Here is a 22,675-nt window from a genome sequence, read left to right as displayed (position 1 = left end):
TTAAAATACTCGAATCAGTGTAAATTCTTTACATTTCAAGGACAACTTCAAATAGCGTTGGTTTGGAATATAAATTATTAACAAGTACATTAAAAAAGTTTAAAAAAGGCGCTTAAATCAATTAAAACATTAAAAAATTAGTCTATTATGAAAACCAATTCTGTTTTAAAATTTACATTATTATCATTTGCATTATTGATAGCCAGTTGCACCACAAATCCATCAAATACTCCTGAGCATAAAGAAATGGTTAAAGCTCATGACGAGATGGAAAACCATCACAAAGAAATGGAGGACGCACATTCAGAAATGAAAGAAGGGGAGGTAGATAGCGCACATCTGGTAATTCTTAATAGTCATGAGGCGATAATAAAAAGTCATAAGGAGTTAATTGATAAACATGAAGCCCTGGTACAAAAACACAAAGAGCTGGAAGAAAAGCATGAATCTGGAGAGATGACCAAGGAAGAAATGCAGGAAGATCATAAAATAATGGAAGTTGAGCACGAGAAAATGAAGCAAGAACACGATAAACTACTGGAGGAGCATGAAAAGATGAAGTCAGAACATGCTGAGATTATGTCTGAGCACGAATAATAAAATTTGAAAAGGAAGCGAAAGAAAAGCATGTTGTGACACATGCTTTTTTTATTTGGTTGTCAGATCAAAACCATATTAATTAAATTTTCTTTTCAACCGGAGCAAGGAACAGGTAAAATAAGAAAGCAAACCACGAGATAAATAGTACAGCCAGAATCCATAATATTTTTTCTGTGCCGGAAGTTTTATCAGATTTGGCAATAATAATTATTGGTATCAGATAGGCGAGAAAAAATCCTGCTATAAACAATAATATGACTGCGATTGAAAATTCCATAGTTAGATATTTTAGGTGTTGGTATTATGATCTTCAATGAAAGTAACGAAATTTTTATGGAAAACTAATTGCTTTATTGGTTTAAAGACATATAAATATCTGAATAAGAAGAACTTAAAAATATGATATTCATCAAATAATTTAATATATTAATACTCATAAGTATGGTTTTAATAAAGAGTATAATATATTTCTTATCTATTTTCTTAGTTACCACTACAGCCTGTATATTCTCCATATGATGATCATGATCAAAAATTCAGGAAACTAACAGACTGTGAAAATTTTCTTTTCAAGCCAGCCCCGGAAGATCCTTATTTTAGCGTTTATTCAAATTATAATCAATGGATGCTGATCATGATCGATCCGGAACGATATGATCAAATGAAATAGATACATGGCTCAATATATAAAATTCACAGTTTAAATTTTTGTGATATAATCTTTTGTAGCATCCCAAAGTAAATGTTGAATTTTGATCTCTTCTGCATTTGAAATGTTGATTTTAGTTATTTACCTTGTAAACTCTGTGCATTTAAAATGTTGAATAATAATATTGACAAATGTCAACACAGCTGTGTTATTTTGTTCGAGTTCGTCTATCCTATTTTCCCATTTTACTGAATTGTGATATTAAGAAAATTGGGAGATAATTATTTGAGTAATTAAATACTGTCTCATAAAAAATTGTTACTAGGTTGTAAGAGTATCATATTCGATTATAATCAACTGTAATATTTACATAACAATAAGTAAATGTATGACTGATTTAGGTTTGAGGCTGCGAAAATTCTGTTTAATCTTTGTTTATTAATGAATTTAGAGTAGAGGTTTCCTTCCATAGACCTTGTTATAATTATAAATAATATTGTTACAATACCCAATATTGGGTATTGGCATAATTAATATATTTTCATAATTTGAAATCAATTATTATTAAAAATTAAATCTCTTATAAGTATAAAGATTATAAAGGAATTTAAAGAGGGCTCTAATCTCTAAGGTAAAAATATAGGTAATATATTGTAATTATTTTGGTTAGATTATAATTATAATGAAAGGTTTTTTATTCAATAATTTTCCGAGCTACTGTCCAATTTAAATTAAATATTAGTTTCTGTTTTAAGGGATTGAAATATTTGAATTTCATTATATGGAACGTAGAAGTTTTATTAAAAAAATCTCCATAGGGGCACTTAGTGCAATACCAGCCATTCAGGGACTATCTCAGATAATAGGATTGGATACAAAGAATTCTCCCTTTCTTACTCAACTTATTGATCACGCTTTTCGACTAACTCGATGGGACAATCTCTTAAATTTAGAATTTTATTTTATAAATGTCGAATATCGGGATAATTGTTTGTTTAGAAGACGTAAGGTAATAGCTAGATATGGTCAGGAAGAAAGTTATATGATTGTTAGGTTACCTCAGCAACACATTGCTGAAGAATCTTTTGACTTGGGAGATCAAGATAACTCTTCACCTCCAGATTCTTGGGTTGCTATTACTCGAATTTCTGGCTACAGTTATTTGGTCTTTAAAGTCTTATTTCCAATAGGTAAGAACAAAGATAGAATACGAGTCTCCGAAAGAGATTTAATGTGCTGGGATAATTATAAGCGATTTAAATTGGTCGTTAAGAATAATCTCCAAAAGTCTATTTTTGAGTTGAAAATTAATAATCCGCTCTCAAGGAAAACAATTTGCGAAAACCGTTATCCTTTCAATTATAAATTACCAAGAGAGTCGCCCGCCACTTATGACTATGATAAATTTCCGAAAGCTGCAGGGGATCCAATAACTGCATTAGAATTTCCTTGGAGATTAATTTTAAGCCCTAAATTACCAGATCAAGACAGGTTTAGGTTTAAGTGGAATTTTTCCAAAAACATTAAGCCTAAATTGAAGAAGGGCCAGTCACTTGAATCAGAGCTTTGGTTTGCAAAGCTGTCTATTGAAGATAATCCTGACTATCTCGAAGTACTTAAAATAAGAAAGCAGTATCGTAAATATTTGGATAAGGGAAACGAGACCAAGCTAGACGAAATTGTAAAGGAACTAGAATTGATGATGATAGGATCTCCAGATTTTCCAGTTCCAGAAAACTCTAATAAACCATTTCATGATAATGTTCCATCAAAAAGCAAAATATTACCTGATGCAAAAAGCAGAAAAGATTTGGTCAAGTTGTACATCAAACACAAGCTGGTTGCTACTGCAGAGTATTTAACCTTTTCCTCTTTAGGCATCAGCACCTACATTAATTTTATTAACTCTGAGCAGAAGACTAATGAGATTGACCTGTATCAATGGAAACAGTTGATTTCATTGGGAAGGGATGAAGAGGTGGAAATAGTCAATCTTCTAATTGATAAGGAATTTGGACATAAGATGTTGCACATCAAATCTTCTAAAAGACGGACTAAAGAAGGAATGTCATACCTTGATTACAGAGAGTACATCATGCCCTTAGAAGTTGAGAAAAATTATGAAGTATTGCAGAGTGGTGGACATACAGAGAGAAGTAAAGTAGTCCTAAATAGCGAAGGAAATCCTGAAATTAAAAAGAACAATGCGACACAGTTCAATACTCCATTTAGAAAGATTCGATTCATAGAAGTAAAGCCCAAGAGAATCTGTCCTCTCCCGAAAGAAATAAATTCCCCTGGTGTTTACGATGGCTGGATTCAAGAAATTGCTAATACCAAGGTATATTATCCCCTAACATTTAAAAATGGAACTGCAGATCAGTCAAAAAATGTAGAACCTCTGACATTTGAGTATGAAGCCGAAGACTGGACTAACCTAGACAAAAATAGTCAACCAAAGATAGTGAAACTTAAAAAGTTTATTCAGGCAGTTCCATTTACTCTGGTTACCAATATAAAATTATTAATGCCAAAAAAGAAAGATGGTAAAAAAGAAGAAGAAGCAAAGAAAAAAGCTCTAAAAGCTTTAGAAGATGTGGACAACTTTTTCAACAAGCAAGAAATAGACCTTCAGAATTTGGAGGTAAAAATTACTAGAGAAACAAAGAAACTTACAGATAAAATTCATGGATTGTTTCAGAATAATAAAGAGTTTGAAGATGCATTTAACACCTACGAGCGATTTAGATCAAAGGCATTGCAATGGAATCCATTTTTGATACGAAAAAAATTAGACAATCTTATTTTAAAGGTTGATCAAATAGTTTTTGATGCAGACAGAACATTCTCCCCAGATATCCTTGAAAATAAGATAGTCAAACTAATGAACGCTTTGTTTAATGACTACCCACTTGTCAAAAATAATGCGAAAAGTATTAAGAAATATTTTGAGAATGTAGTAAAGGAAATATATGATCTCGAGACAGAAATCGAAAAAATTCAAGAAAGTTTGGTGGGTAACTTGCATTTAAAGAAGTTGTTTGAAAGTGAAGTTAACAAGATTAAAGATACACAATATCTAATTAAGGAAAGGTTCAATAGTATTCATAGTAAAATCACTAAGGAAGCTAATAAAGAGTTGGATGATTTATTTAATAAATGGATGGAGGTAAAAGCCATCGAAAAAGAATTACGCAATGCCATTGAAATGCAGCAACAGAACATCACTTATGCTGTACAGGATCTTGAGAATCAGACCAATGAGAGTGTAAATGAAATTGTTTCAAATTTAAAAACAGATTTTTTGCTATTCAAGGGAGAGATGAGAAGGAGAGTAGACAACCAAGTTGAAAACCTTGATTTCTTTAATGAACTAGCATGCATGCCACAATTGGAACAGGCTCAGGTGTATATTAATCAGTTGGATAAGTTAGTGAATGAGGAGGTGCCTATACAAATGCAGTATGCAGAGAATTACCTTCAAAACCAAGTTGATTTAGCCACAATTGAAGTTGAAAAAAATGCCGCTAAGGTATTCTCAGAGATCAAAGATTCTTCAAAAGAAATGTTAAGGGGAATCATTCGAGAAGCAGCAGCCGAAATGGGTGGATATATAAATCCGGAAATACCAGTTGAATATTTAACGTATTTAAAAGATCCAAAAAAGATTCCTGAGGAATTGGTAAAGAATCTTGCTGAACAAAATTCTGATTTAAAAGATCAGCTCGACAAAATTGAAAATCAATACAATGATCTTGTTTTTATTGGCAAGGAAGCCGAAAAGCAATGGAATGAAATTAAGTCAATACAGCCAAAGCAATTTTTCGATGGACTTACAGCGAAGATTTTAGGTAGTATTGACCTTGCAGAAATTTTGGGACTTGACTTTGAGATGCCAAGGCTCAACCAGCTACCAGAAAAAGTAATATATAACTTTAACACCAATAAAATTCAAAATCTAGATGTAGGCATTATTAGTTTTTACGCCAACAATCAGGGAAAGAAATCTACACTCCAGATTTATATGGAAAAGAGTCTTACAAATAGCAACTATCATTCATTTACTCGTCTCGCTAATTTTACAATAGCAGCCAATGTCGCGGGTGCGGATGTTTTGACCATTTTTTTTAACAAATTTGAAGTTAGTTCAAGTCATTCCCGTTCTAAAAAAACAGAAGTAAAGATTGAAGACATTGCATTTGGCGGCCCATTAGACTTTCTTGGGAAATTGGCTGAGGCTTTTCAGATTCCTGGTACAGGATTACGAGTTGTTCCTACACTGTCAAACATTAACATTGGTTACTCATTTGAACTACCAAATATTGAAACACCCTCATTTAACCTAATGAACTTAAAATTTGATGCCGGACTCAACATACCTTTGCCAACCCAAGACGAAATCAAGCCATTAACAGCGACATTTGGCATCAACCGATCCGAAGATAAATTTTTAGTCAGTGTTGGAATATTTGGAGGAAGAGGTCATTTTATATTGAAAACTACACCCGATAAGCTTCAATCGGTAGATGCGGCTATAGAGTTTGGTGGATACTTCGGCATTAATCTAGGGATTGCTTCAGGCTATGTATTTCTATTTGCGGGTATCCGAATTAAATATTCAGGTAAAGGTAAAATCTACTTTGCTGGTTATTTAATTTGTGGTGGTGGAGTTACGGTATTTGGTTTTATCTCCGTCAGTGTTACCTTCTTTCTTGCACTTGAATATCAACGATATAGAGGTCAGGCCACTCTGTATGGAACAGCTTCTGTAAGATATTCAGTAAAGATTGGCTTTTTTAAAAAATCCTTTACACTGAGTTATAGCAAAAGAATAACTGGCTCAAAAGGCAAGCGAATTAAGCCTGATCAGGAGGTAACATACTTAATAAACCGGAATGAGGAGGAAGTATTGTACGCTTACAATGGAAAAGGAATAATGATTTCAAGCGACTCTGTTATAGAGGAGGAGCTTGATGAGATAATAGAAGATAAAAAAGACTTTCAATCTATATATACTAAAGAAATATGGTCTGAATATGTTTCATCTTTCAGTTTTAATTATGGGAAAAAATACTAAAATTACATGCACTGTATTGCCAAATGGTATAGAAAATGAACAATTGAAATTTTCTATATTTTTAACACCGAAGCTGCCAATATCAGGAAAGTTAAAGGAATATTACGAAGTTTTAAATTGGGATGAATACAAAGAATTTTTTACTAAAAATTTAAATGTTCAGGCTTCATTTGCAAAACTGGAAGAAAAGAATAATGAGATTATTGATGTAAAAAATCACAATTGTCTTTTTGATAAGTTTGAACTTCAAAAAATTACTGCAATATCTAAAGGGAAAACACTTTGGAAAAGACTCTTTCAAGAATCTACTCCGGTAAGCGCCTGGACGGTTGATCAAGCTGAGATATCAGAGCTGACCCCCCTAATTCCTACAATATATGATATTGAAGAATTAAAGAAGCTTAAGAAAACAAAAGATCATGCTGCAGCCTGGATAGAAGAATTTGAGAAAGGTAATTGCTCGCTGAGTCAGCTATACATTGGCTTAGCGAGCAATTATGCACCAAATGTAAGGGTGAGGGATGAAGTTGGAACTTTTAAAGCAGCCGAAAGACCTCAAATGGCAAATATGAGAGCGTATGAAGACCTTGGCGCAAGAAAAATGTCCATTGACGAAATCCGTCTGAGAAATAAAGAAAATCAGGAGTTCCATAAAAAAATATCTGTATTATCCGATTATCCGCATCTTATGCGTCTCACGGGTTGGATTTTTGATTATACCGTTTCATCAGCATCTGTTGATGAATCAAAAAATGTAGTTCGAATAACGGGTTTAGATGACTTTAAAGCAAAAGGCATTTCAGGTTCTATAAAATGGTCTAATTTTTTAAATGAGATAGAATTTGAAACCCCTTGGACAAAAGTTGTAATTAGTAAAGCTAATAATATTTTTGCATTGGGCTATGCTCAACAATTGGAAGATAAATATTTTACCGTAAGCAATGGGCACCTTGTGAGCTTTAATCCCCATTACACACTTCGCGCTGAGCAGTTTGATCGTAAAATGTTAGAGCGCAAATTGGAAATGGCAAACATTGACAGTGCGTCACGAAAAAGTCTCGAAGACAATTTTTTTGATGGGTCAAGCAAGGCACTTGATTTAACTTCTAATGGTATTGGGTTGAAGATTGATGTAAATATTGGTGAATCTAAATCTTCTGGGGCACAAATTGAGCAATTAAAACTTAATCATCCAATCAATGTCGCTGTTCGGAATAGTCCTGATAGATTTAATAAAGAAATTAATAATACTGGAACTAAAACCATCCCAGTTAATGAAATGGTGATGTTTGGACATAATTTAGACGTAGGATATAGGGTGGATGTTACAGTTTTAGATGAAAATGGAAACCCAGAAAAGGAATTCAGATCATTATGTAAGCGCATGGCAAGTTATGCAATTGATTACTCTAAATATTCTAATGTAGAAAAACAAAAAATCATTATAAATAATTATTGTGATGAACCTTGGGTTACTGAATCTGCTCAGGTAGGTCAATCTGGCGAATTATATGTTGATGAAGAAATTTTTCGCTGGAATAACTGGTCATTAACCTGCCCACACTTGGGTAAATATCCCCAAGACGAAACATTTTCAGAAGAAGATAAGGAATATAATGATTTCGAATTAATAAATATTATACCACAGAAAAAATCACTGACTTCTTTGCGATTTGGTAGAAAATACCGCTTCAAGCTTAGGGTTGTTGACCTTGCAGGCAATAGTGTAGAGACTAGTGTCGCATCTAAGAAAAATCAAGATAATGAAAAATATTGGGTTGATAGTGAAGAATATAAGAGACTGGAACATGTTGAGCCACCAGAGTTGTTTTTTACCAAAAACATTTTTAAAATAAAACGCATAAAGGAAAAGAATAAAGTAAAGCAACCTGACGGAAAATATGAAATTGAGAAATCAATTAAATATAAGCGAGAAATGATTGCAAAGTATGCCGGAGAACAGTTAAGTACTCTTGTAATCAAGACGAGAATCACTAACAATACACCCTCTTTTGATGGGGACTGCAGTAGATCCATATCGGCAGCAAAGTGCACCATGAATTTTGCTGAAGTTCATGGTGTTATGGATAGCCCTGAAGGCAGCAAACTTGTTCAGGCTTTCAGTAAAGCAGCCTATAGACCGGATAAACATATTGAGATTTTCAATTCAGATATTGAAATCCCATTTATTACAGATCCAGCTGTGAAGGCAGTGTCAGTTTGGTTAAATACCAGTTGGATTCGTGAAAGTAAAGAAAATATATTTAATAAAGAGGTAACATCTATTGAATGGAAATCAAAAGACTATTTGGACCATAAATTTTATAGCTTGAATCTTGGAAGTGCCGGTAATGTGGATATCTCTGGTGATGCCTCTAACTCAATTCTTGTCAAACTACCACCGGGAATTATTTCAAATGGTTCTATCAGGAGTGTTGTAAATATTAACCCCATGGCGTATTCGATTGAAGGATGTATCTTTTATGGTCATTTTTCAGACATTGACACTTACGAAGACGGTAAAATAGAAATCACGAAAAAAAAACCCTTAACATTTATACATGCAGTTCAAAAGCCGATGATAATCTGTGAACAAGTGGATTTTACAAATAATTATTCAATAATTAGTGAAATTCAAGATAGAAATCCGGAAGAAAATCTTAAGATTCGCTTTAAATCATTCGAATTTGGAAAGCTTTATAAGAATAAAAAGGCTACTGATTTTTGCCTGTTTCCAGCAGCTACTAGTGGTGAGTTTATCCTTTTGGCTAGCTTCAATGAGGTTGTTATTGATCTAAAAGAAGAAAAAGGCTACAGACTTGAAAATAAAGTATATAGTAAGAGTTTTTCTAATCTAGGAGAGACAACACATTCATACGAACATTTAATGGGCGTCAAATTGGATGATAAATGTAAGATTAAATATATTAAAGCTAATAGCCCAATATTTGAAGCTGGTCTTTTAGTAGGAGATACCTTAACTAAGATAAATGATGATTTCATATCCGATTCTAGTGAAATGAAAAAATTAATGCAATCCTATAGTCCTGGAGAAGCAATTAAAATTCAATACCAAAGGCAGAACGAGACTTATAAAGCTGAAGTATTTTTAAAGGGTATAAAGGAATACAGCCTTAAATTTAATGATGAGGAAGATGAAGTTGGTTTTTTAAAAGCGTTTGAAGGGTTTGAACATTCACTAGGAAATACAAAGTTTTACGAAGTCAATTATAGCTTAGAGGCTGTTTCAAGATTTAAAGATTTTTTTCCAGACGAGAGTGAATTTTCAATTAATGCTAACCTGGGACAACATAAAATTAAAAGTTCTAAAAAGCCAGATGCGCCAATTGTAGAATCAATTATTCCCATTTTTGCGTGGCATAAGTCAAAAGATGGAAAGAAAATCACCAGATCAAATGATACCTTTAGGGTATATCTAGGACAAGATTGGTATTCATCTGGTGCTGGAGAAAAGCTTGCAGTTATTTATTTGTGCCTTGAGTCTAAAGAAGAGAACACAATTCTTGATTCTTATGAAGGTTTGGTTTCAGAAATAGGAAAAGACCCTATGACTACATCTAGAAGAATGAATAGTGAAAATTATGGTGATATCTATGATAAAGTGTTTGATCAGAATGTTAATTATCCCGAAATTGATTACCGCCTTTTAGACCGCTCTCCGTCAAAATTCACAGTGCCACTTAAAAAACCAACTGAGAAAAAGCATCTAGATGCAATGGCTTTTGATGTTCAGTTTGATAAATTTCAAAAAAAGTTTTATTGTGATATAAAAATCAATATTCAATCAATAAAGGATCAATATTTTCCTTTTATCAAATTTGCTATAGCAAGGTATCAGCCAAATGCAATTGTTGAAGAGAATAAGTATGATTATCGCTTCTCCACGGTAATAATGACTTCCCAAGTGCAGTTAATTCCTCAGCGAAAAATTGATTTGGATAATTATATTCCTGAATTAGATAATTCGCTGATAAATCAGTTAAATAATAAAAGGCTTGAATGGTATTTAATCTTGGAAAAACATAAGGAAGGAGCTTTTCAACAACTTGTAAGAGATAAGAAAATAAATAATTCAGTAAGAACCATTAATTTGATTAAGCGATATTCTAATGGAGGTTTTGGTTTTAAAGGATTATCAGAAATTCAGAGGGAGATTAAAGAATTCAATGATTTTCGGCCCAAAAAAATATTTATTGAAGAATTCGAATATTATGAAGTGAATGAATTTGGAGATGATAATTTCTTTTCTATGGATGAGTTAAGTAATTCATATAATCCACGCCAAGATATTCGTAAGAGATTGGTTTTTACATATCAAATAAAATAATAGATTATGAAATACTTACTTAAGATGCTTGCCCTTATGTTGCTTTATACCAGCTGCGGCGAAAAAGCAGACACGAAACAATTACCTTTTTTAAAAGAGTCTTCCATTGATCAAAACCCTTGTGTTAAATGCACACAAGAAATTCAAATGGAATTAGCAAAATGTTTAAATTCTGCAAGGAGCGATCAATCCAAGATTGATGAATGTAATAAGAAAGCTTCAGAGAAATGGACATCTAAATGTAAAGATATCTGTAGTCCTTCAATAGTAAAGAGTTCCTCGGTACGAGTTGATTATGAGGTATCTAGTGTTCCAGCAATAAAGCAACCATATAGTATGGCCTGTTGGGCAACAGCATATACAATGCTATATTCTTGGAAGAAAAAACAGTCATTCACAATTTTAGATGCATTAAGTCGATTTCCCTCTAGTAATAATTATGTCAAAATATTTCGAGAAAATAAAGGAATAAACGAAGTTGAAGAACAAAAATTTTATGATTTAGTTGGGTTAAATGTGATACAAGGTCTTAATCCTTCAATAAAAGGTTGGTTTTCTTTACTAAAAGAAAATGGTCCCTTATCAATAACTGTAGACTCAAACCCACCTTTAGGGACCATCCATGCATTGGTAATTATTGGGATAAATGGGGATGGTTCAGATAAAACTAAAATAAAATATATTGATCCTGGTGATGGAGGAGTTCATGAGGTTTCATTTTCAAAGTTTATATCCCTATATGAAGGTTCTTCAAAATGGAGTAATCAAATAATTCACTATTGATTTAATATTTAGAAAATATTTCCAATTAAGGATTTTGGTTGATAAATGATAATTTTAATTAAAATAGTAAAATTGTAGAAAGCTCCTTTTTTAACCTTATTTTGATTTTACAATTTTAATATTTTTAAATGGTCTTAATTTTGAAATTTAATGACTAAGAATAATGCATACAGAAATCGTAAATAATAAATGAATTGAAAAATGGATGATAAAAAAAATAAAAAGAAATGTTATAGGGCGAGTTGTCCAGATCATGATTGGGAAGGAATGGCTCATTATGAAAAATCTGATGCTGAAAAGGATCTTCAGGCCCACAAAGAATTATTTCCAGATGAAACTCATAATGGAGCAAAAATAATTAGTTATGAATGTTAATGACAATAATAAATTAAATTTAGAAAAATGATCAATTTTTATTGAAAAAAATAAAATATTTATTGAATGATTTAAATTAGAAATTGATATACCTAATAATTCGCTTGTAGGGTTACCATTGACAAAACAAGTAATTGAAATAAAAAATTTCGTCTATATTATTAATTCATCCTTTTAAATGGGTATTTAGAATATGTCAATCATCTTGCATTACTACATTAAATAGATTTTCTATTTGACCAGAATAGTTAGTGTTGAAATTAACCGACTTATCTAGTATTTTATTGAATAACTGCTTAATTATGAATTCCGATAGCTTATAAAGTTGAACCATTTCTTGATATGGTTGAGCTCTAATCAATCCCGGATTTGGATCAGTATGTGCATAATATTTGTCTCTAAGATCATGTAGATTTCTAATTAAACTTTCATTATCATCAAGTAGCTTTTGAATTGACCTAGCCTCTTCAATTATTTCATTTTTTGTTTTAAATGGCGGGTTTGAAAAATTTGATTCTGAGTTAATTTCTAATTGCTTTTTTAAACATGATGCATAATTACTGTTTATTAATTTATTACAGAGGGTAAAATAATTTAGTTTGTGAGTTTTCTTATTTTCAATAAATAATTTTGAAAGTTGAACCACAGTAATAAATCTTATCTGATATAAATGATAAGTAAAAAAATCATTTTCAATTATTGATTGGTTATCCTTGTATTCTTCCTTAAAGTATACTTCATAATTTGAAATACACACATTTAAGTCAGTCATAATATTGGTGACATTATCAAACCAGTCTTCTAATTCTTGGAAAGTAATTTTATTCATAGTGTTATATTAATCTTTAAATGGTTTCTAGACAAAACTGATAGGGGTATATTGTTTATAAAATACATCTCATTTGACTCTAACTAATTTAATCGTTTTATAAAGAAATAGAATCTAGATATTTTATCGATTTGGAAAATTATAAATGGGTTTACGACGTTTTTAAGAATAAAATTTTTAATATATATTTTTTTAACAAATTATATTTTGTATTTTTGATTGTTGTTTAGTGAAATCAAAATATAATTATGATAATGTTTAAAAATCCAATAGCGCTAATTAATGATCCAAAAGAAGGTGAGATTGTAACACCCTCAGAAGCTCGACAACTAGAACTTAAAGGCATCAATTTAAATTATTTTTGTCCATGTGAAAACTGTAAGGATTCTGAACGAATATTGATTTTAGCTAGATCACCGAAAGGAAATTATTTTTTTAAGCATAGACCAGGGTTTGAGCATGAATGGAAGCCTATGACTCTTCTTCATTTATACATGCAAGAGTACATAGCTAAAGCTGGTAGAATTCATATCAAGGGCTTCATTACTGAGAATTTTAAAGTTCCTCAACAGATAATTCCAATTATTCCTTTAATGACAATAGTAGAAGATAATAGTCATGAGAATATCAGGTTTGATGCTACAGTTTTTTCTGAAAGTGGACTTAAGATAGCTATTGAGGTTGTTGTAACTAATGATATCACTAAACAAAAAGCTGAGAAAATTAGGGAATCAGGTATACCAACCATAAGAATAGATTTATCTCATTTTTATTTTGATAATAGATTAAAGTGTCAATCAGACCCTGAATTTGTTAAAAGCCACACTAAAGGTCTTTTCGAAGATATAGTAAATCAAGATTGGGTTCAAAAACCTTCAAAGAAAGAGGTGAGAGAACATTTTAAATTTGAAGAAAAGAAAGATGAAGCGGGGTGGGGGATAGTAGCTTTAATATTTGGGGTAATTGTTATATTTGGTATTTCTAATAGTTGTCAAGGGAATACATTTAAAAGCCGCAGTTATTTTAATTAATGTTGATATTTAACACTAATCTCTAAAGAAATAAATTATTGTATATCTTATAAATATTACTAAAATATTTATGAAATCTGTTAACTTAGGAAGTTTTCTGAAAGCTATGAATGTATTCAAATGAGCTTTTTAAATTATGATATTTAGTTAACTATGATTTTGTAGCAATTAAAAGAAGTAGTATTATTAATTTATTATAAATTGGATTCAATTTATAATTAAAATAGTTAGCTATATAGATTTAAAAATTAGTATTTGAATCTATTTATTAGGTATTTAAATAATTTTTTTAGTGAGATTAGATTCCCAAAATAACGACCTGGTTTCATATTCTCGTGCAGGAGATGTCTTCCATTATCGATGGGCTGCTAGGCGTTGCTTGAAGTTGATACAACCTACTTCAAACCTTGTATCAGTATTTATAGAAGGATCAAATGAGAGGAAAAAAGCAGGGGAATACGTAATAGATGTTTCAGAGTACTACAATGATAATCAGACTAAAAATCGAATTGAATACTATCAATTAAAGCATACTACATTACAACAAGACAAACCTTTTACATTAAGCATACTCAAGGATACAATTGTTGGGTTTGCTGAGAGGTACAAGCAACATTCAAAAGAGAAATCCTTATCTGGAGTATCCTTTACAATTATTACAAATCGGAAGATAGATGAAACCTTAAAGCAAAACATCTCCTCAATATCAGGAGGTGGTGATAAGGTCAATAAGAGATTTGTTCAAACGATTAAGAAGTATACCGAACTTAAAGGCAATAAACTAATGCAGTTTTGTAGCCTCCTGAATTTTGCAGATAGTGAAGGAGACTATTTAGATCAAGAAGGTGATCTAATGATTGAAATGTCTAGGCTGCAACCTGGAATGATTGACACAGCTCAGGTTGATAGCATAGTTTCTTTGGTTCAAAGAAAAGTTCTTCCAGACTCCAATCGAAAAATAATTAAAGAAGATATTTTAAGGCCTTTTGGTGTTACTTCTATCGGGCAATTGTTTCCAGCGCCTCCATTATTTGAAGAGCTTGATAAGATTACTCATAGGGAGCAATACTTAAACATAATAAATAGTATTAAAACTGCTGATCAACCTACAATAATACAAGCAGAAGGCGGTGTAGGAAAATCAGTTTTCAGCCAATACGTTTTACAAGTACTACCAGAAGGCTCGCTTGGAATCGCTTATGATTGTTTCGGTTCCGGTAAGTATCGTACTAGAAGTAAACCAAGGCATAGGCATAGAGATGCACTTGTACAAATAGCAAATGAATTGGCATCACTTGGGCACTGTGATAGTATGGTTATTAAGGACACTACGCAAGTAAGTGACATAGTGCACGGTTTTCTAGTCCGAATTGAATCTTCAATAAAATCACTAAAACAAACAGTTGCTTCCGCTCAACTCTACATACTTATTGATGCAGCTGATAATGCAGAAATGGCGGCTCAAGAATGTGGAGATTCATGTTTTGCAAATGAGTTATTAAAAGAAGATTTCCCGCATGATTGCAAACTAGTTTATTTGTGCCGACCTGAACGAACACATCTTCTAAAGCCATCAAGTTCAATTTCCATACTCAACCTTCAGCCTTTTTCTATAGAGGAAACATTTGAAAATCTCAAAAAGCATTTTCAAGAAGCAAATGAAAATCAGGCACTTGAATTTCATCGCCTAACTAGTGGAAACCCTAGGGTACAAATGAATGCAATTTCAGCAGGTCACGCTTGTATAAATGAACTTCTAGAATTCCTAGGTCCATCCGGAACATCCGTTGAACAACAAATTGAAGATCAGTTAAATGCAGCAGTCAATAAAATCAAAGACAACTTAACTTCTGACTATCAAAGCAGTGTAGATAAAATTTGTAAAGGATTAGCGAGTTTACCACCGAATATTCCATTGGAAGTTTTAGCAAAAGCATCTGAAGTAAGCATAGAAGAAGTAAAAAGCTTTATTATAGATATTGGTCGCTCATTATGGATGCGTGATTCGTCCTCTGTCCATTTTAGAGATGAGCCAACAGAAACATGGTTTAGAAATACTTTTTTAAGCACGGAAGAAGATTTTCGTAGTTATGTTAAAATTTTAGAGCCACTAGCAAGCTACTTCACCTATGTAGCAGAAATACTTCCGCAACTCTATCTCCAAGCAGGGAAATATGATGATTTAATAGAGATTGCCTTATCTGATAAGCTACTGCCAGCTAGTAATCCTATTGATAAAAGGAACGTACTTGTTTATCGTCTACAATTCGCATTTAAGGCAGCTCTAAGATCCGCAAACTACAAAGATGCTATACAACTTGCATTAAGAGCCGGAGAGGAAGTTGCAGGAGACCAAAGACAACAAAGCCTTTTTCAAAATAATATTGATTTACTTCCCAAGCTTCAGGACGATTTAAAGGTACAAGAAGTAGCTTTTAAGAAAATTCTAAGAAGTAGTTGGGAGGGTTCTGAGAATATTTATACCGCCTCTCTGCTAAGCGAAATTAAAGAATTCAATGGAGATGCTCAAGGCTATCTGAGGTCAGCCATGAACTGGCTTCATATCTATTTTGAAGAATCTAAGAAAAAGAATGATAGATATCGAGAAAACGGGGTTAGCCGTGAGGATATTCTGGAATTAGCTTATGTTTTTCTGAACCTTAATGGTGCGAAATCATGCTTGAAATTTCTCGATAGCATAAAGCCTAAAGAGTTTATATTTCAAGTAGTTAGACAGCTTGTTAATCGATTAATTGATTCAGGTAGATTTGATGAAATAGATCAAATTCTTAAGAATGCTCGAGAAAATAAATTTCATGTTGTTGCCATTGTAAGTGAATTGGTGAAAGTTGGACGATTTGCTGAAGCTGATGACATTGAAAAGTGTCTAAAAATGTTGGCAAACTCAAAAATGAGAATCAAAAAGCCCAAAGATTCTTATCATGATAATCTTACCCCTTCGATAGTGGGGTTCTTAGAGGTTTGTTTGCATCGAATGATGGAGGATAGCTTAATTACAAAAACGCTAGACTACTATGTCCCCAACGTTGCATCTCAGGGAGCCGGTTCAAGATACGAATCAAAGAAGAGTATTACATTTCTTAAAGCACTTTCTATCAGATGTGTAATCTCAAAAATTTCAGAAATTAACCTAGATGACCTTATGCCTAAGGTTTATAAGTCTGAGGATAAAAAGAGAAGTTATTCTGATGAAATTAAAGAATTCAAAGAAGTAATAGGTGGTCTGTTCCCATGGTATTTATTGAGAGCACAGTTGATCTCGGGTGACATAGATGATCTTGCTAATAAGGCCAAGCAAGCTGATGAAGATTCAAAGAGAGCCATTATTGGCAGGTATAGAGCATACGACGATCTTCCTAAAGAAATTGCGGGTATTCTATCATCAATTCTGATATATTGTAAAAAGCTTAAACTTGAAGCCATTCAGCAATATTTTAAAGATTATTTGCAGAATAACTCTTCATTTACAATAGGTCAACGAATCCATTTACTTCGGGCTGGAAATAGAGCAAATCACTTGAATAGCGCATTGACTGAAATTGAAAGCTCAACTTACAAAATGGTTAGAGGTCTGAAAGAGTCTAGACCGGAAGAGGTAGCTGGTGACTATATTTCATTGGCACGAGCAGTGCTTTCAAGTTCAAAAGATGACGCAGCTGTCTATTTTGAAGATGCTATAGATATTATTTCCAAGTTCGGTGATGAAATTGTTGAACGCTGGGAGGCAGTAGAATCATTAGGAAAAGCGTCTAATTCTCATTCTTCAGATGAATTGGCGTATAGATTTGTTCGATGTGCAGAATTAGTAGGAGAGAATGTGTATCGAGAAAAACATTGGAATAGGTCTAGAGCAATTGTAACCTGCGTTAATATGTCTCCCCAAATTGGAATTTCTGCTCTAAGTCGATGGAGGGATAGAGAAATAGGGATATTTGAATATCAGCTGGAAGATATATTAAGATATCTCGTAAAATCCAAGGTCATTAGTTCAGATTTAGGATGGTCATTGGCTCGTTTTCTTCCAAACTATAATCTGTTAGATTTTTTGTCTATATGTTTGATAAATGGATCTTCTTTCAAAGAAAGAAATAAGATTTTCAATGATGCATTTGAATGGGTAAGAAAGGAGGGAGCCACTACAGGATATTGGATGCAAATGAAGTCACTTGCAGATCAATATAAGATTCGTAATAGTGACCTAAATAATGTTGTCAATTCTTGTGAAACTCAAATCAAAAGTTCAAAACCATCAGAATTAGAAAAGGATAAGGAAGAAGTTGCCAACTTACAAGAAGGTGGAAATTGGGATATTATATTCCGAGAATTAGATGTCTTGACTTCTAGTGGAGTATCGACACTTTTGAAAAGATATAACTTAGAAATTCATGAGAAACAGAATCACATTATATGGGATATAAATGATCTATATACTGAGTTGTTTTTACGTATTGACCCTAAGGATATATTAAGATTAGTTGATTCATTCTTATACGCTGAAAATATAGGATACTATGATTACATTAAATTCTTATCATTTATACCTAATGAGTGGAAGTCTAAAGTAAGTTTTAATAAAAAATGGCCCGAAATTATTAAAGAATTTGGTGCGAGATTTGCATATGATTTAGTCTATAATTACTCATATGAATCAGCCATCAGAGATCTAAATATTGATGATGATCTTTCCAATGAGTTGAGAAAGGGGATTTTTCAGAGATTATCTCAAGGTCAAGAATTTACCAATGCAAGCATTCTTTTTAGATTTGTACAACATGCGTCAGCGTTTATAGATGCGAGTCAAGCTGCTAATTTATTGGATTACGCTTTGTCACGATTTGAGATACACATTGAAGATGATTTTGGAGACGGTCCCTGGAATAAATGGCTATATGTTTCTGACGATATAGATAGAAATATTGCTGGTTTTATTTGGTCATCTCTTGGCTCACCACGTTCTGAAACTCGTTGGAAGGCTTGCCACGTAATCAAGAAATTAGCTGACTTTGGTTGTGCCAATGTATTAAAATCGCTTCTTGAATGGTTGGAGTATGATCAAGTTGATGCCTTCGGTAGCAAAAAGTACCCATTTTATAATTTACATGCAAGACAATATCTACTCATAGCATTTTCTCGTGTTTCGATTGATGCACCAGAAGTATTAGTTGATTATAAAGGTAAGTTTCAGAAGTATTCGCATTTAGAGCCTCATGTATTAATCCAAAAATTTGCATCAGAAATTGCTTTGAACATCGAAAAAGCAATTCCCGGAACTTATAGCTGTAGAGAGATCTCTAGCCTTGAAGGGGTCGGGAAAAGTAAATTTAAAGCTAAGAAAGAGAAATATGGATATAGAACAGATAGTTACTTGCATCAAAAAGGAGAGGTTAATACAAATATAGAATTTAATTTTGGTTGGGATTTTGATGAATATTGGTTTAAACCTCTTGGTGAAGTTTTTGGAGTTCCAGGTAAGCAAATTCAAGATCTTTGTGCAGATGTTGTATATAATAAATGGGGCTTAGAAACAAAAACAGGATACAATAATGATCCTCGTGTAAACCTGTGGAATCGTTCACAAGAAAGGGATACCTGGCATACTCACAGTGAATATCCAAAAGCAGATAATTGGGATTTTTATATTTCTTATCATTCGATGCTAATAGTTGCTGCGAAACTAGTTGAAAATATGACAGTATTAATTGAGGAATATGATGATGGGTTGGTAAATGAATGGGAATCCTGGTTATCAGGACATATTTTGACTTTAAATGATGGTAGGTGGTTAGCTGATTTAAGAGATCCATTACCAATTAATAAACCTGATTGGGTAAATAGTAATTTATCAAAAGAGTGGATTAATAATATTAAAGACGACGATTTACTGAAATATTTATCCTTATATAATGATGAAGGTAATTGGTTAAACGTATATGGAGAATGGAGTGAAAGAAAGGAACATTATCATGAAGAATGTACAATTAATTCTTCTTTAGTATTAAAAGAGACTTCATCGTCTCTTCAAAAATCACTATTAACTGTAAAGAATTTTCAGGATTATAAGTTGCCAAATTTTGGTGAATCAAATTTCGAAATAAGTGAAGGTAAATTTCAATTAAAGGGATGGATAAATGAACCTTACTATAATAATGGGATTGATAGGTTTGATCCATATGCAGTAGGAATTAAAGCTCCCTTGCCTTCGATAGGGGAGTCATATATGGAATTATTAAAAATAACTCCAGATCCAATGAAAAAGACTTGGCATTTAAATAAAAATGATAAAGTTTTTAAATTACATTCCTGGAGCAGTGCCTTAAAATATGAAATTAAGCCAGAAAGGTCTGGTATAAGAATAACTGGAGAAATAGAAATATTAAAGACATTATGCCAGGAATTAAATTGTTGTATTATAATAGAAATCACTTTAAGAAGAGAAATCGATAGTCAATTCAGACCCAAAGATTATAAATTTATTCCAGCCAAACATAAAATATTTTTATTAACTGAAAATGGAACAATCAAAGAATGAAATTGATAAAATTTTAGAGTTAGGTAAAAAAATTGTCTCTGAACTTGAATTAGATGGAAGTACAGACACTTTATCCAAATGGATGGCACATTACCTATCAGAAAAAATTTATACAATCGATGAATTAGATGGCTATGAAAGGGAAGAAGCTAAAAAAGAATGTTTTGACTTAATTGTTAAGTTATGGGATAGGAAATGGACTGTTCCACCTTTAAAAAAGGAATTTGATAGATTTGAAAAGTTATTTAATGTACTTGAAAGATTAGACCCAAAGAATGATGAGTCATTTTTTATTCCAGTTCAAATTAAATTTGGTTTAGAGGATCCAAATGATAAAAAGAATAAAAATAATATAGATTATTATAAAAGTGTTTTAAAAATTGACGAAAATGCTAAAGACATTATAAATGATTTATTAAAAGAAATAGCAAAACATTTTAATTTAGATCCCAAAATTAAAGATGTAATTGACTTATTTGATTCTTATGAAGCAAAAGTTGTAACAATTGTATCAAATATGAATATTAATGAAAGTGAGGATAAAAATGACCCTAATATGGAAATTAGGAACTCGGTGACAGAAAAGATCAGAAATATAGAAGAGTTTGAAAAATTGTTAAAAGAAATTTCTGACTCATATAAAAAACAATTAAAGGAATTAAACAAGAGCTAACACTCCTTCAAAATTTTCACCATATAATTTACCTTACTGATAAAAGGTTATTAACTGAAAATACACAATCAACATTTTTAATGCACAAATATTAATCTCCAAACCCGAAATGAAAATTGTTCTATGTTTAAATAAGTCTAATGACTTTTTAAAATAAAATAATCAACATTTCTAATGCACATTTCAACATTTTTAATGGTACGGTACATCTTTAAAACGAATAATGCCCAATTTCCGCTAAAACCCACTTTTGTTACATAATTTACATTATGTTAAGTAAGATTAATTAACATCTCCACCGCTGTGGATAATTATCCATCTTAACCTTCATCTACTCTTTCTCTATTATTGAGTGTACCTGATTGAATTAATCGAGTGTCAGAAATTTTAGTCAATAAAAAAAGCAGCTACTCCTTAGCTGCTCTTATTTATATTAAATTAAAGTACTTCTTTAATTAAATCCTTAATATATAATTTTAGTATTCGGTAATAACTTTTTAAGTTTTTCGATTTCCGAAGGTTTACCTGCAATCGGATTACCAGATAATCTAAGGATCTTTAATTCCTTTAGATTTGAAATTTCATCAGGAATACTGGAAATCCTGTTTTTACTAAAATCTAATTGGATTAGCTTTTGTAGTTGAAAAAGTTTGATAGGAATTGTTTTGATCTTATTATATGGAACTGCCAGTGCAGTAAGGTTTTTAAACTTTTCTATGTCATTTGGTATTTTTTTTAAATTCTTATTTTTAAGAGACAATTGAGTAACCTTTTCAGGATTTTCACTGGCTCTTTCATAATCCCAACAGCTGCTACAATAATCATCTTTTTTTTCTTCTAAATCCTCATCGGAAATTTGAAGGTCAACTTCTAATTCTTCTTCATTGTCATCATATACTTCTATTACTTCTACCCTTTCTTTCTTTTCATTAGCTTTTTCTTTTTTATCCTGGGCAATTGATAAAAATGAAACAAAAATCCCGGTAATAATCAGCGCTTTTTTCATATAAATAATTCTTCTGTTTATAAAAAAATAATAGTTTAGGTTTTATTCTCCTTATTCCTTAAAAAGTAACCTTTAAATGCTTAAAAATAAATGGTTTTATTTTCTTAAGAGTAGTTTTTAGGTTCTCCTATTCAAATAACTAAATTATTTTGCTTCATTTAATAATTATTTGAGAATTAATATAACATCACATCAAACCGGCCATCATTAATAGTCACAACATTGTTGTGATTTGTTATAGTAACTTCAAAAGTTCCTGATGCAATGCCCTCTTCAAAATCCAATCGGTTAAATATTATATGACCTTGAGTTGTGCTATCGCTCTCAAGGTATTTTCCACTTTTTTGGTCTTGAAAGGTGATTTGAGTTCTAAAATCTTCAGAACTATTAAACATAATTTTGTCGCCTACCTGAATAAAATCTTCATATAATACGGTAATATTAATATTTTCATCGATAACATTCTCATGAGAATTTTCTGCACCAATAACAATGATCCATGGACCAAAATTGTCATATTCTACGATTCCAAAAGGATTACTCGAACAATTAAAACAGCCGCCAGGACTATTTGCCGTCCATATTTCGTTACCAATCATGCATCCAAAGGTATTTTCCCCGGTTTTGGTGATTGGTGGTAATTCTAATTTCGATGGATTAACACTTTCTCTAAAGCAGGATAAAATTGAAAATATTAATAAAACATTGAAACTAAACTGAAGAATTTTACTTTTCATAATTGATATCATACATA

12 protein-coding genes are annotated in these 22,675 nt (G+C 31.8%); 8 read left to right on the top strand and 4 right to left on the bottom strand.

Annotated features, from left to right (window positions below; translation table 11 throughout):
- Positions 1 to 147: 147 nt before the first annotated feature.
- On the top strand, positions 148 to 597 hold the full coding sequence (locus OO013_RS09605) for a hypothetical protein (RefSeq protein ID WP_266056587.1): 450 nt from the start codon (positions 148 to 150) through the stop codon (positions 595 to 597).
- 82 nt (positions 598 to 679) lie between these two features.
- Here the strand turns inward: OO013_RS09605 and OO013_RS09600 are convergent, their stop codons facing one another.
- On the bottom strand, positions 680 to 877 hold the full coding sequence (locus tag OO013_RS09600) for a PLDc N-terminal domain-containing protein (protein ID WP_266056586.1): 198 nt from the start codon (positions 875 to 877) through the stop codon (positions 680 to 682).
- Positions 878 to 2,030: 1,153 nt separating this feature from the next.
- Here OO013_RS09600 and OO013_RS09595 point away from each other — a divergent pair.
- From OO013_RS09595 to OO013_RS09580, 4 genes are all read left to right on the top strand, one after another.
- The gene (locus OO013_RS09595) at positions 2,031 to 6,326 is read left to right on the top strand and encodes a hypothetical protein (protein WP_266056585.1); all 4,296 of its coding nucleotides are present in this window, start codon (positions 2,031 to 2,033) and stop codon (positions 6,324 to 6,326) included.
- Positions 6,310 to 10,674 (top strand): PDZ domain-containing protein, encoded by a 4,365-nt coding sequence (locus OO013_RS09590; RefSeq protein WP_266056584.1) that lies wholly within the window; start codon positions 6,310 to 6,312, stop codon positions 10,672 to 10,674. Before OO013_RS09595 ends, OO013_RS09590 begins: the two co-directional genes overlap by 17 nt.
- Positions 10,675 to 10,680: 6 nt before the next feature.
- A complete protein-coding gene (locus OO013_RS09585; RefSeq protein ID WP_266056583.1) occupies positions 10,681 to 11,457 on the top strand; it encodes a papain-like cysteine protease family protein in 777 nt (258 codons plus the stop codon).
- A gap of 201 nt (positions 11,458 to 11,658) precedes the next feature.
- On the top strand, positions 11,659 to 11,832 hold the full coding sequence (locus tag OO013_RS09580; protein ID WP_266056582.1) for a hypothetical protein: 174 nt from the start codon (positions 11,659 to 11,661) through the stop codon (positions 11,830 to 11,832).
- 196 nt (positions 11,833 to 12,028) lie between these two features.
- Here the strand turns inward: OO013_RS09580 and OO013_RS09575 are convergent, their stop codons facing one another.
- Positions 12,029 to 12,661 carry a hypothetical protein gene (locus tag OO013_RS09575; RefSeq protein ID WP_266056581.1) on the bottom strand — a complete coding sequence of 211 codons (633 nt, stop codon included), beginning with the start codon at positions 12,659 to 12,661 and terminating at the stop codon, positions 12,029 to 12,031.
- Between the two features lie 254 nt (positions 12,662 to 12,915).
- On the opposite strand from OO013_RS09575, the gene OO013_RS09570 reads away from it, so the two are divergent.
- The 3 genes from OO013_RS09570 to OO013_RS09560 all read left to right on the top strand — a co-directional run bounded on the left by OO013_RS09570 (position 12,916) and on the right by OO013_RS09560 (position 20,915).
- Positions 12,916 to 13,692: a hypothetical protein gene (locus tag OO013_RS09570; protein ID WP_266056580.1), complete on the top strand. Its 777-nt coding sequence runs from the start codon at positions 12,916 to 12,918 to the stop codon at positions 13,690 to 13,692.
- Between the two features lie 292 nt (positions 13,693 to 13,984).
- Positions 13,985 to 20,242, top strand: coding sequence for a P-loop domain-containing protein (locus tag OO013_RS09565; protein WP_266056579.1), 6,258 nt, complete (start codon positions 13,985 to 13,987; stop codon positions 20,240 to 20,242).
- Positions 20,223 to 20,915: a hypothetical protein gene (locus OO013_RS09560; RefSeq protein WP_266056578.1), complete on the top strand. Its 693-nt coding sequence runs from the start codon at positions 20,223 to 20,225 to the stop codon at positions 20,913 to 20,915. The genes OO013_RS09565 and OO013_RS09560 overlap by 20 nt, the downstream gene beginning before the upstream one ends.
- Positions 20,916 to 21,378: 463 nt before the next feature.
- Here the strand turns inward: OO013_RS09560 and OO013_RS09555 are convergent, their stop codons facing one another.
- Positions 21,379 to 21,921 (bottom strand): leucine-rich repeat domain-containing protein, encoded by a 543-nt coding sequence (locus OO013_RS09555; protein ID WP_266056577.1) that lies wholly within the window; start codon positions 21,919 to 21,921, stop codon positions 21,379 to 21,381.
- A 176-nt stretch (positions 21,922 to 22,097) separates the two neighbouring features.
- Complete coding sequence (locus tag OO013_RS09550) at positions 22,098 to 22,658, bottom strand: Riean_0653 family protein (protein ID WP_266056576.1); 561 nt, start codon at positions 22,656 to 22,658, stop codon at positions 22,098 to 22,100.
- Positions 22,659 to 22,675: the final 17 nt, after the last annotated feature.

Origin of the sequence: Mangrovivirga halotolerans (assembly GCF_026241165.1) — a bacterium.
GTDB lineage: Bacteria > Bacteroidota > Bacteroidia > Cytophagales > Cyclobacteriaceae > Mangrovivirga > Mangrovivirga halotolerans.
Note: the sequence above shows the minus strand (reverse complement) of the source record. Positions and strands in the feature narration are given on the sequence as shown.